This window comes from Nocardia sp. NPDC046763 (assembly GCF_040645495.1).
In the GTDB taxonomy this organism is placed as follows: Bacteria; Actinomycetota; Actinomycetes; order Mycobacteriales; family Mycobacteriaceae; genus Nocardia.
This window is the reverse complement of the sequence record NZ_JBEYYI010000006.1, coordinates 201,767-216,702: the sequence shown is the minus strand read 5'-3', so window position 1 is coordinate 216,702 and position 14,936 is coordinate 201,767. Positions and strand designations below refer to the sequence as shown.

12 protein-coding genes are annotated in these 14,936 nt (G+C 68.2%); 9 read left to right on the top strand and 3 right to left on the bottom strand.

All coding sequences use genetic code 11. The features are described 5' to 3' along the window. From ABZ909_RS12550 to ABZ909_RS12535, 4 genes are all read left to right on the top strand, one after another. A complete protein-coding gene (locus ABZ909_RS12550) occupies positions 1–2,667 on the top strand; it encodes a GNAT family N-acetyltransferase (RefSeq protein WP_356998535.1) in 2,667 nt (888 codons plus the stop codon). 58 nt (positions 2,668–2,725) lie between these two features. After that, positions 2,726–5,488 (top strand): phosphoenolpyruvate carboxylase, encoded by a 2,763-nt coding sequence (ppc, locus tag ABZ909_RS12545; protein WP_356998220.1) that lies wholly within the window; start codon positions 2,726–2,728, stop codon positions 5,486–5,488. A 186-nt stretch (positions 5,489–5,674) separates the two neighbouring features. Beyond that, positions 5,675–6,031 (top strand): metalloregulator ArsR/SmtB family transcription factor, encoded by a 357-nt coding sequence (locus ABZ909_RS12540; RefSeq protein ID WP_356998218.1) that lies wholly within the window; start codon positions 5,675–5,677, stop codon positions 6,029–6,031. Continuing rightward, positions 6,028–6,474, top strand: a complete 447-nt coding sequence (locus tag ABZ909_RS12535; protein WP_356998217.1) for an SRPBCC domain-containing protein — start codon at positions 6,028–6,030, stop codon at positions 6,472–6,474. The genes ABZ909_RS12540 and ABZ909_RS12535 overlap by 4 nt, the downstream gene beginning before the upstream one ends. A 44-nt stretch (positions 6,475–6,518) precedes the next feature. On the opposite strand, the gene ABZ909_RS12530 is transcribed toward ABZ909_RS12535, so the two are convergent. Next, entirely contained in the window at positions 6,519–7,370 is an 852-nt protein-coding gene (locus ABZ909_RS12530) for an NAD(P)H-binding protein (RefSeq protein WP_356998216.1), read from the bottom strand. Positions 7,371–7,456: 86 nt separating this feature from the next. On the opposite strand from ABZ909_RS12530, the gene ABZ909_RS12525 reads away from it, so the two are divergent. Continuing rightward, positions 7,457–8,269: a helix-turn-helix domain-containing protein gene (locus ABZ909_RS12525; RefSeq protein WP_356998214.1), complete on the top strand. Its 813-nt coding sequence runs from the start codon at positions 7,457–7,459 to the stop codon at positions 8,267–8,269. Positions 8,270–8,480: 211 nt separating this feature from the next. Here the strand turns inward: ABZ909_RS12525 and ABZ909_RS12520 are convergent, their stop codons facing one another. Continuing rightward, positions 8,481–9,449, bottom strand: a complete 969-nt coding sequence (locus ABZ909_RS12520; RefSeq protein WP_354837030.1) for a sigma-70 family RNA polymerase sigma factor — start codon at positions 9,447–9,449, stop codon at positions 8,481–8,483. Between the two features lie 434 nt (positions 9,450–9,883). Then, positions 9,884–11,419, bottom strand: coding sequence for a methyltransferase (locus ABZ909_RS12515; RefSeq protein ID WP_356998213.1), 1,536 nt, complete (start codon positions 11,417–11,419; stop codon positions 9,884–9,886). Positions 11,420–11,632: 213 nt separating this feature from the next. On the opposite strand from ABZ909_RS12515, the gene ABZ909_RS12510 reads away from it, so the two are divergent. From ABZ909_RS12510 to atpB, 4 genes are all read left to right on the top strand, one after another. Further along, the gene (locus ABZ909_RS12510; protein ID WP_356998212.1) at positions 11,633–11,971 is read left to right on the top strand and encodes a DUF485 domain-containing protein; all 339 of its coding nucleotides are present in this window, start codon (positions 11,633–11,635) and stop codon (positions 11,969–11,971) included. Then, the gene (locus tag ABZ909_RS12505; RefSeq protein WP_356998211.1) at positions 11,968–13,581 is read left to right on the top strand and encodes a cation acetate symporter; all 1,614 of its coding nucleotides are present in this window, start codon (positions 11,968–11,970) and stop codon (positions 13,579–13,581) included. Before ABZ909_RS12510 ends, ABZ909_RS12505 begins: the two co-directional genes overlap by 4 nt. Positions 13,582–13,744: 163 nt before the next feature. Beyond that, positions 13,745–14,125 carry a hypothetical protein gene (locus ABZ909_RS12500; RefSeq protein ID WP_356998209.1) on the top strand — a complete coding sequence of 127 codons (381 nt, stop codon included), beginning with the start codon at positions 13,745–13,747 and terminating at the stop codon, positions 14,123–14,125. After that, on the top strand, positions 14,122–14,916 hold the full coding sequence (atpB, locus tag ABZ909_RS12495) for a F0F1 ATP synthase subunit A (RefSeq protein ID WP_356998207.1): 795 nt from the start codon (positions 14,122–14,124) through the stop codon (positions 14,914–14,916). Before ABZ909_RS12500 ends, atpB begins: the two co-directional genes overlap by 4 nt. The last annotated feature ends 20 nt before the right edge of the window (positions 14,917–14,936 follow it).

The following is a 14,936-nucleotide window of genomic DNA, read 5'->3' as shown; positions in this document are numbered from 1 at the left end:
ATGCCCGGCACACCCGTGAATCCGCCTCCGCCGCCGGAGCATTGGTTCGCCGACGTGCTGGCCTCCGACGGCGGCGTGGTGGGATTGCGGCCGATCACCGCCGACGACGCGGAGGCGCTGGAGCGTTTCCACGAGGGGTTGTCGGACCGCACCCGGTATCTGCGGTACTTCGGTCCGTACCCGCGCATGACGCCGAAGGATCTGTACCGGACCACGCACGTCGACTATCGGGACCGGGTCGGGCTGGTCACCGAGCTCGGCGACGAGATCATCGCGGTGGGCCGCTACGAGTACCTGGCCGATCGGCCGGGACCCCGTGCGGCCGAGGTGGCCTTCGTGGTCGCCGATGGCCATCAGGGGCGTGGGCTGGGTTCGATTCTGCTCGAGCATCTGGCGGGCGCGGCGGCCGAGAACGATATCGAGACCTTCGTGGCCGAGGTGCTGGCCGAGAACAATGCCATGGTGCAGGTGTTCCGGGATGCCGGATATCAGGTGCAGCGCAGCCGCGACGGGTCGGTGCTGCATCTGGAGTTCGCCATCGACCCTACCGAGGCGCTGCTGTCGGTGCGGGATTCGCGGGAGCGGGCCTCGGAGGCGCGCAGTGTCGGGAACCTGTTGTCGCCCAAGTCAATCGCGGTGATCGGGGCGACGCCGTCGACCAGCCGGGTGGGCGGCGCGGTGCTGGCCAACCTGCTGTCGGGGGCCTACCAGGGACCGGTGTTCCCGGTGAACCGCAATCGCACGGCGGTGCGCGGGGTGCGGGCGTACCCGACGGTGCGCGACATTCCCGACGAGGTCGATCTGGCGGTGATCGCGGTGCCCGCCACCGAGATCGGGTCGGTGCTCGACGATTGCATGGCCAAGGGCGTCAAGGGTCTGGTGGTGCTGACCGCCGGATTCTCCGAGACCGGGCCGTACGGCTATCAGGCCGAGAGGGAGCTCGTCGACGCGGCGCGGGCGCACGGCATGCGGGTGGTGGGGCCGAGCGCGCTCGGTATCGCCAATACCGATCCGCGGATCGCCCTGAACGCTACCCTCGCACCGGTGCTGCCCGGGCGCGGGCGCATCGGATTCTTCTGCCAGTCCGGACCATTGGGCGCGGCCATTCTCGGTGAGGCGGCGGCGCGGCAGCTGGGACTGTCCACCTTCGTCTCGGCCGGTAACCGCGCCGACGTCTCCGGCAACGACCTGCTCCAGTACTGGGACAGCGATCCGGACACCGATGTGGTGCTGCTGTATCTGGAGACCTTCGGCAATCCGCGCAAGTTCTCCCGCATCGCGCGGCGGGTCGCGCACACCAAACCCATTGTGGCCGTGAACAGCGGCCGTAATGCCGCGCGGGTGGACGGGGACCGCGACCTGGATCGGTCGTTGGTGCGGAATCTGTTCGCGCAGGCCGGGATCATCCAGGTCGATTCCATCACCGAGCTTTTCGACTGCGCCATGCTGCTGGCCTATCAGCCGCTGCCCGCCGGGCCGCGCCTGGCCGTGATCGGCAACAGCGCCGCACTGAGCTGGCTGGCGGTCGACGCGGCGCGCGGGGAGGGACTCGAGGTCGATGAGCCCACCGACCTCGGGCCGCAGGCGAGTCCGGCGGACTACCTGACCGCCGTCGCCGCGGCGGTCACCGACCAGGCCGTGGACGCGGTCATCGTCATCTATTCGCCGCCGGTGCCGGCGGCGGTCGTCTCCTATGCCGAGGCTATTCGCTCCGGTGCCCAATCCGATCCCGCCACACCGGTTCTCACCACCTTCGTCGCCGATCAGGGCATGCCCAACCTGCTCGCCACGCGCGGGCTGGGCGGAATTCTCGAGCGCGGTTCCATTCCCTCCTACGGGGATCCGGAACGGGCCGCGCGGGCGCTGGCCCGGGCGCGCCGCTACGCCGACTGGCGTACCCGCCCGCTGTCGCCGGTGGTCCGTCCGGGCGGCGTCGATACCGCGCGGGCACGGGAACTGGTGGCGGAGTGGATGAACGAGGACTCGGCACACTGGCTCACCGACCTGCAGGCGGCGGAACTGCTGGGCTGCTACGGAATTCGCGTGGTGGAGTTCCGCGAGGTGCTCGACGCCGACGCCGCGGTGGACGCGGCCGAGGAGCTGGGGTTCCCGGTGGCGGCCAAGGCGACCGGCGAAATGTGGCGCAATCGGCCGGATCTCACCGGGGTGCGGCTGGATCTGTGGCGCCCGGACGCGGTGCGACGCGCGTTCACCGACCTGAGCGAGATCTCGGGCAATCCGGTGCACATTCAGCGCATGGCCACCAAGGGCGTGGGCTGCACCTTCCGGGTGCAGGACGACCCGTCGTTCGGTTCGGTCATCAGTTTCGGGCTCTCGGGCACCATCATCGATCTGCTCGGCGATCGCGTCTACCGGGCGCTGCCGCTGACCGAGGCGGAGTCGGCCGAACTCATCGACGCGCCCCGCGCCGCCCCTCTGCTGTCGGGCACCGTGGGCGGCCGCGATATCGGCAAACCGGTGGACAAGGGCGCGCTGGCCGAACTGGCGCAACGGATCTCGGCGCTGTGTGACGACCTGCCGGAGGTACGGGAGCTGCAGTGCGAACCGGTACTGGCCTCGCCGGAGGGCGCGGCCGTGCTGTACGGACGGGTGCGGATCGGGCCGGAACCCAACAGGTTCGACATCGGTCCGCGCCGGATGGGTTGAGCAGCCGCCCCGAGCGGCCCGGGACACCAAGAAGCAGTGCTTCGGAGAGGTGAACGTAGTGCAGGCAAACCAGATCGAGACAGCGACCGCGCCGCTGCGTGACGACATCCGGTTCCTCGGCGGGATCCTCGGTGACACCATTCGCGACCACGAGGGTGCGGAGATCTTCGACCTGATCGAGCGGGTCCGGGTGGAGGCCTTCCGGATTCGCCGTTCCGAGGTGGAACGCAGCGCGGTGGCCGACATGCTGCGCGATGTCGACATCCGCACCGCCCTCCCGGTGATCCGCGCCTTCAGCCACTTCCTGCTGCTGGCCAATCTGGCCGAGGACCTGCAGCGGGATCGGCGGCGCGCGGTGCACGTGGCGGCGGGGGAGCCGCCCCAGGATTCCAGCCTGGCCGCCACCTACCGCAAGCTCGACGCCACCGGACCGGACGGGGACGTGGTGGCCGACCTGCTCGCCGATGCCCTGGTGTCGCCGGTCGTCACCGCGCATCCGACCGAGACCCGGCGCCGCACCATCTTCGATGTGCAGGCCCGGATCACCGAGCTCATGCGGCAGCGGCAGCGCTACAACAAATACGAGCCGGAGTTCGCCGAGCTCGAGGTCGATATCCGCCGGCAGGTGCTGCAGCTGTGGCGGGCGGCGCTGATCCGGCTGGCGCGCCTGCGGATTCAGGACGAGATCGAGGTCGGGCTGCGCTACTACGACCTGACGCTGTTCGATGTCATCCCGCGCATCAACGACCAGGTGCGGGCCGCACTGCGATCGCGGTGGCCCGGATACGAACTGCTGGCGCGCCCGATCCTGCGGCCCGGCTCGTGGATCGGCGGTGACCGGGACGGCAATCCCTTCGTCACCGCCGACGTGGTGCACCGGGCCACCCACCGCGCGGGTGCGGTCGCGTTCGACCGGTACCTGAAATCGCTGCTGGAACTGGAGAAGACGCTGTCGCAGTCGGCGCGGCTGGTGCCGGTGACCCCGGACCTGTCGGCTCTCGCCGACGCCGGATTCGACGATTCACCGCAGCGCGCCGACGAGCCGTACCGCCGTGCCCTCCGCGGTATCCGCGCGCGGCTGAGCGCCACCGCGTGCCGGGCGCTGGGGGAGATCCCCGCGGACGGCATCGATGTCGGCGCGCAGCCGTACGCCGGGCCCGCGCAGCTGCTGACCGACCTGGGCGTGGTCGACGCGTCCATGCGCGCGTCCGGTGACGGCCTGCTGGCCGATGACCAGCTGGCCACGCTGCGGGCCGCGGTGCAGACCTTCGGGTTTCATCTGCAGGGCCTGGACATGCGCCAGAATTCCGAAACCCACGAGCAGGTCGTGGCCGAGCTGTTCGCCTGGGCCGGAGTGCATCCCGACTATGCCTCCCTCGACGAGGCGCGGCGGGTCGAGATGCTGTCCGCCGAATTGACCACACGGCGGCCGCTGGTCGGGCCGAACGCGGTGCTGAGCGACCTCGCCGCCAAGGAACTCGGAGTGGTGCGCGCCGCCAAGGTCGCGCTCGACGATCTGGGCCCGGACACCGTGCCCAACTACATCATCAGCATGTGCACCTCGGTGAGCGACATGCTCGAAGCCGCCCTGCTCCTGAAGGAGGCGAGCATCCTCGATCCGGGCGACGCGGACACTCCGCCGTCCAGTCCGGTCGGGGTGGTGCCGCTGTTCGAGACCATCGACGACCTGCGCGACGGTGCCGAAATCCTCGGCGCCGCGCTGGAAGTGCCCGCCTATCAGCGCCTGGTGGCCGCGCGTGGCATGCAGCAGGAGGTCATGCTCGGCTACTCCGACTCCAACAAGGACGGCGGGTATCTGGCCGCCAACTGGGCGCTGTATCGCGCCGAGCTGAACCTGGTGGAGGTGGCCCGCAAGACCGGAATTCGCCTGCGGCTTTTCCATGGTCGCGGCGGCACCGTCGGTCGCGGCGGTGGCCGCAGCTACGACGCCATCCTGGCCCAGCCCGCCGGTGCGGTGCGCGGTGCGCTGCGCCTGACCGAGCAGGGCGAGGTCATCTCCACCAAGTACGCCGATCCCGGCACCGCCTACCGCAATCTGGAGGCGCTCGTCGCGGGCACCCTGGAGTCCACCCTGCTCGATGTCGAGGGCCTGGGCGCGGATGCCGAACCCGCCTACGAAATGCTGGACGAGCTGGCCGAATTGGCCCGTGCGGCGTACTCGAAGCTGGTCCACGAGACCCCCGGCTTCGTCGACTACTTCCGGGCTTCCACCCCGATCGCGGAGGTCGCCGACCTGAACTTGGGCAGCCGCCCCGCCTCCCGCAAGCCCACCAACTCCGTTTACGACCTGCGCGCCATCCCGTGGGTCATGGCCTGGAGCCAGTCCCGCGTCATGCTCCCCGGCTGGTATGGAACCGGCACCGCGTTCGAAGAGTGGATCGGCGACGACCCGGCCCGCCTGGCCACCCTCTCCGACCTCTACCGCCGCTGGCCCTTCTTCCGCACCGTCCTCTCCAACCTGGCCCAGGTGATGGCCAAGGCGGACATGGACATCGCCGCCGCATACGCCGACCTGGTCCCCGATAAAGCCCTGCGCGACACCGTCTTCCACATGATCTGCGACGAGTTCACCCGCACCGCCCGCATACACGCCGCCATCACGGGTACCGACGAACTCCTCGCCGACAACCCGGCCCTGGCCGAGTCCATCCACAACCGGTTCCCGTACCTCGAACCCCTCAACCAGCTCCAGGTCGAACTGCTTCGCCGCCGCCGGGCCGGCGACACTTCCGAACTCGTCGAACGCGGCATCCTGCTCACCATGAACGGCCTGGCCACCGCACTCCGCAACTCCGGCTAGCCGCCTTCTACGATCCGGCTGCCCCATGTTCGCGGGCCCCGAAGAATCGGGCCCGAGAACTGGGGCAGCCGAGAAATGAAATGTTGTTATTTCGCACCGTTGATACGTCGTGGCCATTGTTCGGCCCAATAAGTAGGATAATTCCTACGGTTGACAGGTAGGGAGAGTCCTACCTATCGTGTGGTCATGCCGTACCGCTTGAAGTCCGGGACCGCCGATCGGGTGTTCGGGGCGCTGGCCAATCCCACCCGGCGCGACATCCTCGAGCTGCTGCTCGAGGGGGAGCAGTCGGTGCAGGTGATCGCGGAGCGCTTCGATATGGCGCGGCCCAGCGTGTCGGAGCATCTGAAGGTGCTGCGGGATGCGGGGCTGGTGGCCGAGGACAAGCGCGGCAGGCAGCGGTTCTACCGGGTGGAGCCGGAACCGTTGCACGACTTGCAGTCCTGGCTCGATCCGTTCGAACGGTTCTGGCGGGCCCGGCTGCGCGACCTGGGCGCGGTGCTGGCTGCCATGCCCGACGATTCCGAGGAGAAGGACCGATGATGACCGACGACATCACCACGATCGAACTCGATCACTACTATCCGCATCCGCCGGAGAAGGTGTGGCGCGCACTCACCACGCCGGAACTCATGGGGCAGTGGATGATGCAGCCCATCGGTTTCGAGCCGGTGGTCGGCACGGTCTTCGAGATGAAGACCCAGCCCATGCCCGGCCAGAACTTCTCCGGCGAGATCCGCGGCGAGGTGCTGGAAGTCGTTGCGCCGCAACTGCTCAGCGTCAGCTGGAACGACGCGAAGTCCGATCGGGACAATGGCTGGGTGATCAGCTGGACCCTGCGGCCCGAGGGGCACGGCACCCGAATCCTGTTCAGCCACCGTGGTTTCGATCCAGAGGATCCGGTCATGCAGCGGGCGCGCAGCATTATGGGCGGCGGCTGGAAGGGCATGTTGGACCGGCTCGAATCCGTCCTCGCGGACGCCTAGCCGGTCCAGCACCATCCAGCTGCCGGAGACCGGCCGGGAAGTCGTCAGGCCCTGAACGCGGACGCGTGGTCGCGCACCCACTCGGCGTAGGTGCGGGGGGCGCGGCCGAGCACCCGCTCGAGATCATCGGTGACCACAGCGTTCCCGCCGTCGCGGACGAACCCCTGCGCGACCATCGAGGCGTCGGCGAACTCCTCGGACAGGCCGGAATCCAGCATGTATCCGCGGGCGACATCGAGCGGCAGGTCGGCGACCTCGACCGGGCGGCCGAGCTCGGTGGCGAGGATGTCCGCCTGATCGCGGACGGTGAGCGTCTCGGGGCCGGTGAGGGTATAGACCCGGCCCGAATGCGCGTCGGACAGCAGCGCCTCCACCGCCACCGCGGCAACATCGCGCGGATCGACCACGCCCTGCGCACCCGGCCCGGTCGTATTGGGCACCGGCTTCCCGGCCCGGACCATGTCCGCCCAGCGCAGTGTGTTGGACGCGAAACTGCTGGGCCGCAGGATGGTCCATGCCCGGCCGCTGTCCCGCACGGCCTGCTCGCCCGGGACGTGCCACGTGCTGATCACCCCGACCGCGGGATCGCCGGTACCGATGGCCGAGAGCTTCACCAACCGCAGCACTCCGGCGTCCCGGGCGGTTTCGGCCAGCCGCTTGTCGAGTTCGACATACTCCGGCCCGAGCTGCCCGACCAGGAACGCCGACTCGGCGCCGTCGAAGGCCGCGGCCATCGACGCGGTGTCGCCGTAGTCGCCGCGCACCACCTCGACCCCGTCTGGAACCTGTGTGGTCTCCGGATTCCGGGTCACCGCGCGTACCTTCACTCCGCGCGCCGCCAGCTGCCGGACGACTTCACTTCCGATGGTGCCCGTGGCACCGGTGATAACGATCATGGGAATCACCCTGCCGACCCACCCCCGTCCCGCGATAGGAAAAACCGGCACACCCGCGACCGCCGAAGCTGCCTAGAGTTGATCGGGTGACCACTGCGCAGACCATGGCTCCCGTCGTGACCGCCGAGGACCTCGAACGCCGCCTGACCCCGCCTGCCGCGCTGCGTCCGTGGATCACCGAGATCGCTCATATTCCGACCGTCCGCCCCGGGACCGCGGCCTTCACCCACATTCCCCAGGCGGTCACCTCGATCGTGCTGCGCACCGAAGAATCCGGCCGCCGGGATGCGTGGGTGCTGGGCCCGCGCACCCGCGCCACTTACTCGAGCCCGGACACCGCCGCGGGCTGCACCAGAATCCGCCTGGCTCCCGGTGCGTCCCAGTCCCTGCTGGGCATTGCGGCCGCCGAGCTGACCGACCGGATCGCCGTGCTGTCGGACCTGCCCGGCCCGGTCGCTGATCTCGCCGACCGGCTGCTCGAACTCGATCCCGACGAGGTCGCGCCCTTCTTGGAAGCCGTGCTCCCGCATCGTCTCTCGGAGGATTCCGTTCGCCGCGACCACCGCCGGCTGCTGGATTCGGCGGTCGCTGCCATGGACACCGCCGGCCCGGTCACCGCGCTGGCCGCGGACCTGGCCGTTTCCGAACGCCAGCTGCGCAATCTGTTCGCCGCCGGAATCGGTGTGTCGCCCAAGCACTATGCCCGCATCACCCGGGTTCGTCAGGTCCTGGCCGCCGCCGGCAATACGCCGTGGTCACACGTGGCCACGGCCTCCGGCTACTACGACCAGTCCCATATGACCGCCGACTTCCGCTCGCTCATGGGCGTTCCGCCCACCGCCTACTTCCGTGGCGACATCCCGGCCCCCAGCCCCTGCCAAGCCCTGTCCCGGCTCTGACCCCGAGCCGCAGGGATGCGGAAGCCGCTGCCCTGCAACCGCACCAGCATCGGAGGACCCGGCGCATGGATACGCCGGCCGACTCTGCGCGCCCGGAGGGGACGTTCGGGCAGCGGAATCGGCCGGCGGAATCGGGCCAGCGCCTCGAAGATGGCCCGACGATCAGGAGGTTGCGGAGCCGGGCAGGGGAACCGGCTCCGCGGGGGGTGGACTAGCTGGCGTAGGCGCGCAGGCGGTCGGCGCGCTCGCCCTTGCGGAGCTTGGACATGACCTCACGCTCGATCTGGCGAACGCGCTCGCGGGACAGGCCGAAGAGCTTGCCGATCTGGTCGAGGGTGCGCGGCTGCCCGTCGTCGAGGCCGTAGCGCAGGCGGATGACCTGCTGTTCGCGCTCGTCGAGGGTGGCCAGGACGCTGCGCACGTCGCGGTGCAGCAGACCGGCGATGACGGCGCTCTCGGCCGAGGTGGCCTCGGAGTCCTCGATGAAGTCGCCCAGCGGGGCCTCTTCGTCATTGCCGACCGGCATGTCCAGGGATACCGGGTCGCGGCTGTGGTCGAGCAGGTCGGCGATCTTGTCGACCGGGATGCCCGACTCGTTGGCCAGTTCCGCGTCGGTGGCCTCCCGCCCGAGCTGCTGGTGCAGTTCCCGCTTGATGCGGGCCAGCTTGTTCACCTGCTCGACCAGGTGGACGGGGAGGCGGATGGTGCGGGACTGGTCGGCCATGCCGCGGGTGATGGCCTGACGGATCCACCAGGTGGCGTAGGTCGAGAACTTGAAGCCCTTGGTGTAATCGAACTTCTCCATGGCGCGGATGAGACCCAGGTTGCCCTCCTGGATCAGGTCCAGCAGCGGCATGCCCCGGCCGGTGTAGCGCTTGGCGAGGGAGACCACGAGGCGGAGGTTCGCTTCCAGCAGGTGCTGGCGGGCGGCCTGACCCTCGCGAACCAGGATCGCCAGATCCTTCTTCTTCGCGGCGGACAGACGCTTGCTCGTCTCCAGCAGGTGCTGAGCGTAGAGGCCCGCCTCGATGCGCTTCGCCAGCTCGACCTCGTCGGCCGCCGTCAGCAGCGCCGTCTTACCGATCCCGTTCAGGTACACACGTACCAGGTCGGCGGCGGGGCTCTGGGCGTCGAGGTCTTGTTCGCTGGTGCGCACGTCAGTGGTGGCGGGGCTTGTCATGACTTGCCTCCTGTCGGTGGTGTCTCGTTCCGTTCAACGGACCCGACTTCAGGAAAGTTCCCCGCCAGACCACCGGTAAACCGCACCTGAGCTGCGGTTTTTACGGCGCACGGCTGAGAAGTTCCTGAGAAGCGCGCATCTCCGGGAACGCGCGCCGCCGGCGGACGACCGTCGGTGACCGGGTGGTTGCCCACCGCCGCGCCCGAACTTCCTGACGCGACAAGCGAATACGCGTGAACAGGCGATACCTGGACGTCGTGATTCGAGCACGTAGTTGAACGAATCGCGGCTCGGGCGCATTCCCGCGGCGGTCCGTATCGGCATGTGCGTGACATGCGATCGTGACAGACCTCACCGCCCGTCGGGGGCCGGTTTCCGGCGGATATGGCGACGGCCGCCGGGGCAAACCCGGCGGCCGTCAAGGGGGGCTTCACTCAGCGCGGATGGACGAGACCGTGCCGGACAAGTCCGGCCACCACGGTCATCGCCGCGCTCTCGAAGTCGGGGGTCGCGGCGTCGCCGGTCTCGCTGAAGGCCAGCAGTTCGAGGAGTTCGCGTAGGGGGAGGCTGTCGGGACGCATCCCGGCCAGCAGCGCGGCGGTGGTGTCGTCGACCTCATGCTGCCAGCGCGGGCCGTCGCCGCGGTGCAGCCGTGCCACCGCCTGCGCCCAACCAGCGTCGCCGGGGAGGTAGACGCGTTCGAGCGCGGTGGCCGGATCGACCTGATAGCGCGAATCGAGGATGAGGTCGGGATCGGCGGCCGCGGCGCGCAGCCAGGCCGAGCGCTCGAAGTAGGCGATGGCCTCGGGACCGAGCGGGTCGTCGAAGCCGTGGGTGAGGTCCTCGGCGAGCAGTTCGGTCGGGCCGTCGGTGGCGCGCAGGTAGACGAAACCGAAGCCGATGCCCTCGACCTGGGCGTCGCGGAAGGCGTCGAGCCAGCGTTCGGCGCGGGCCTGGGCGGCGCCCTCGCGCGGATCCAACCCGGCGTCTCGCAGCCAGGTTCCGACGTAGAGGGCCGGATCGGCGATGTCGCGCTGCACGATCCAGGCGTCGATGCCGTGGTCGGGCAGCCAGCTCGCGACGCGGCTGCGCCAGTCCTGGCCGTCGAGGTGCACCCAGGAGGCGAGCAGAGCCGCAGTGCCGCCCGGGTTCAGCAGTTCCGGGATGCCGGAGATCACGAGTTCGCTCGCGCCGTCGAGGGCGAGGCCGGAGTCGCGGTAGGTGTGCTCGACGCGGGCCGGGCCCACCACGAACGGGGGATTGGCCACCACCTGGTCGAAGCGGCGGCCGGCCACCGGTTCGAACCAGGAGCCTTCCAGCAGTTCGATATCGAGGTCGTTGAGCGCGGCGGTGGCCTCGGCCAGCCAGAGGGCGCGCTTGTTCACGTCGGTGCCGGTGACGGTGCGGCCGTAGGCGGCGGCGTGCACGGCCTGCACTCCGCAGCCGGTACCCAGGTCCAGGACGGTGCCGACCGGGCGGGTCGGGGTGGCCCGCAGCAGCGACAGCGAGGCATGGCCGACGCCGAGTACGTGGTCGGCGTCGAGGCTGCGGCGGCGCATGGAGTCGTCGAGGTCGGACAGCACCCAGCGGGTGCCCTCCCCGAGATCGAGGGGACGCAGATCCAGGGCGGCGCGGATCTCGTCGCCGTCGCGCTCCAGCAGCCCGGCCGCGGTGGCGCGGTCGATGCTCACCGGAGAAAGGGCAGCTGCCGCTTCGCGTTCGGGGACCGGATCGCCGAGCAGCAGCAGGCGCACCAGGGTGCCGAGCTCGCCGAGGTCGGCGGCGGCGCGGCGGACGGGGACCGGTTCGCCGCGGCCCAGAGCGGCGTGGGCGGCGTCGCCCAGCGCCTCGAGCAGGGTGTCCGCGGTGTAGCGGACGCGGGTCAGCGCGGCGCGTAGGTCGGGCGCGAGGTCGGCGAGCAGGGACGAGGTGGTCGTCGAGCGCGGAACGACGGAGCGATTCGTCGGCATGACATCGAACTCTGCCACCGCTACCGATGGGCATCCGGCAGCGGGCCCGGTTCGCCCGATCGGATCGCGGGGAAACCGCTTGGTAGCTGGCCGTCGGACCCCATGAATTTCGGCTCACTTATCGATGAATTTGCGATCTCACCTGCGGTTATTCGGCCCGCTCGCAACCACCTTCGTTGCTACTGTGACCGGGATCACCAGGAGGTATCGCAGTTGACAACTGAATCCCAGCCCGGCCGTCCGGATCCCGACTGGACCGAGGTCTACGACAGCCCCGAGTTCCAGCGTCTGCGGCATCGCTTCCGGCGCATCGTCTTCCCCATGACCGCTCTGTTCCTGGCCTGGTACGCGCTGTATGTGCTGCTCGCCGACTATGCGCACGGCTTCATGTCGCACAAGGTGGGCGGGAACATCACCGTCGGGCTGATCTTCGGCCTGCTGCAGTTCCTTTCGACCTTCGTCATCACCGGCCTCTATGTGCGCTACGCCGACCGCACGCTCGACCCGATGGGCGAGCAGATCCGCACCGAACTGGAAGGACCGACCCGATGACCGTGTATCTGGCAACGGCCGTGGAAGGCAGCCGGCCCGGGCTCAACATCACCATCTTCGCGATCTTCGTGGTCATCACGCTGGGCATCGTGGTGTGGGCCAGTCGCGACAATCGCACGGCCGCAGACTATTACGCCGCCGGGCGCGCCTTCTCCGGGCCGCAGAACGGCATCGCCATCTCCGGCGACTACCTGTCGGCCGCCAGCTTCCTCGGCATCGCCGGGGCCATCGCGGTGTACGGCTACGACGGCTTCCTCTATTCCATCGGGTTCCTGGTGGCCTGGCTGCTGGCGCTGCTGCTGGTGGCCGAATTACTGCGCAATACCGGCAAATTCACCCTCGGTGATGTGCTGGCCTTCCGCATGCGGCAGCGGCCGGTGCGGGCGGCGGCGGCCACCTCCACGCTGGCGGTGAGCCTGTTCTACCTGCTCGCGCAGATGGCCGGAGCGGGCGTGCTGATCTCGCTGCTGCTGGGCGTATCCGGTTCGGCGGGACAGAATCTGGTGATCGCCGTCGTCGGCGCGATCATGATCGTCTACGTGCTCGTCGGCGGGATGAAGGGCACCACCTGGGTGCAGATCGTCAAGGCCGTGCTGCTGATCGCCGCGGCCGCGGCCATGACCGTGTGGGTGCTGGGGCGCTACGACTTCAACTTCTCCGGCCTGCTGCACGACGCGGTGAGCCATGGCGGCAAGACCGGCGCGAAGCTGCTCGAGCCGGGCTTCAAGTACGGCAAGAACGGCACCAGCAAGCTCGACTTCCTTTCACTGGCACTGGCTCTGGTGCTGGGGACGGCCGGGCTGCCGCACGTGCTGATGCGGTTCTATACGGTGCCGACGGCCAGGGAAGCGCGCCGGTCGGTGGTGTGGGCGATCGGCCTGATCGGTGTCTTCTATCTGTTCACGCTGGTGCTCGGGTACGGCGCGGGCGCACTGGTGGGACCGGAGAAGATCGCCAAGGCGCCGGGTAAGGAGAACGCGGCCGCGCCGCTGCTGGCCCTGGAACTGGGTGGGCCGGTGCTGCTGGGATTCGTTGCGGCCGTCGCGTTCGCGACGATTCTGGCGGTGGTCGCGGGCCTGACCATCACGGCGTCGGCGTCCTTCGCCCATGACGTGTACGCCAATGTCATCAAGCGCGGGAACGGTGACAGCAGGGACGGCGAGGTGCGGGTCGCGCGGATCACCGCGGTGGTGATCGGGGCGCTGGCCATCGTGGGCGGCATTCTGGCAAAGAATCAGAATGTGGCGTTCCTGGTGGCGCTGGCATTCGCGGTGGCGGCCTCGGCAAACCTACCGACCATTCTGTATTCATTGTTCTGGCGGCGCTTCAACACGGCCGGCGCACTGTGGAGCATCTATGGCGGACTGGCCGTCACGATCGTATTGATCGTGTTCTCGCCGGCGGTCTCCGGAGCGCCCACCGCGATGATCAAATCCCATGACTTCCACTGGTTCCCGCTCGCCAACCCCGGGCTGGTGTCCATCCCGGTTTCGTTCGCTCTGGGCTGGCTGGGAACCGTGCTGTCGAGGGAACATGACGTCGCCAAGTACGCCGAGATGCAGGTGCGGTCGCTGACCGGCGCCGGAGCGGAAAAAGCTGTGCAACACTGATGTCCGAATGAAGTGGCCGAAAGTTCGCTGAAAAGCGTTTCAGAATTTCAAGATCAACAATTTGAAGATCAAAAATACTGCCCCGCAACGAGGTTGGGCTGTGTATGCTACTGATCATGCACGGCCCCACTACGAGGTGGGATGACGGCGAGGTGGTGTTGTATTGGACCTCAACAGGCTACGGATGCGTAGAGCGAGCGCTATTGCAATCGCTTTCGGCATACTGGCATTGATGGTCACAGGGGCGTTCGATCGATTGTTGCTGGGTGTTTTCGTGGCCACCGGTCTGACACTCGGCTGGGTGAACGCCCGGCTTACCTGGATGTCCATCGTGCGCATCACGGATGCGGAAACACCCAGCAAACAGAAATTGGCGCTGTCCTCGGCGTCGCGGTTGCTCATTCTGACCGCGTTGTCGATTGTGGTGGCATTCCTGACCCGGCCCTATGGCGTCGGAATCTTCTTCGGACTGGCGGCCTTTCAGCTGATTCTGGTACTCCATACCGCTCTGCCCGAGGTGAAAGGGCTTCGACAGCAGTCATGAGCATTCCCGTCGCTTTCCTCGCCCATTCGTCGGCCCCGGCGCTGCTGGCCGCCGAGGATTCCTCGGGGGAGTCCAAGATCCATGTCGGCGACCACGCTCAGGCGCATCTGCTGGGCATGACCTTCAATGTGGACACCATCGTGTCCACGGGGGTGGCCGCGCTGATCGTGCTGGGCATGGCCTTCTACCTGCGTATGAAGATCACCTCCGGGGTGCCCAACGGGGTGCAGCTGTTCTTCGAGACCATCACGGTCCAGATGCGCAGCCAGGTGGAGACGGCCATCGGCATGAAGGTTGCGCCGTTCGTGCTGCCGCTGGCGGTCACGCTGTTCACCTTCATCCTGCTCTCGAACTGGTTGTCCGTCTTGCCCGTTCAGTACGGTTCGGGGGAATTGATCGCGCCGCCGGCGTCCGATTTCAATTTCACGCTGTCGCTCGCGCTGTTCGTGTTCTTGCTCTATCACGCCGCGGGCGCGTGGCGGCGCGGTCCGGGCGGACACGTGAAACAGTTGCTGAAGGGCCACACCGGCTGGGGCCCCATGGTTTTCATCAATGTGGTCGAGGAAATCGCCAAACCGCTGTCGCTCTCGTTGCGACTTTTCGGCAACATGTTCGCGGGCGGCGTCATGGTTTCGGTGATCACGTTGTTCCCCTTCTGGATCAGCTGGGGTCCGAATGCCATCTGGAAGCTCTTCGACCTGTTCGTCGGAGCCATTCAGGCGTTCATCTTCGCCCTGCTGACCATCCTCTACTTCAGCCAGTCGATGTCGCTGGAGAGTGAAAACCACTGAGCGGCTTCAGCTGTTCAGGG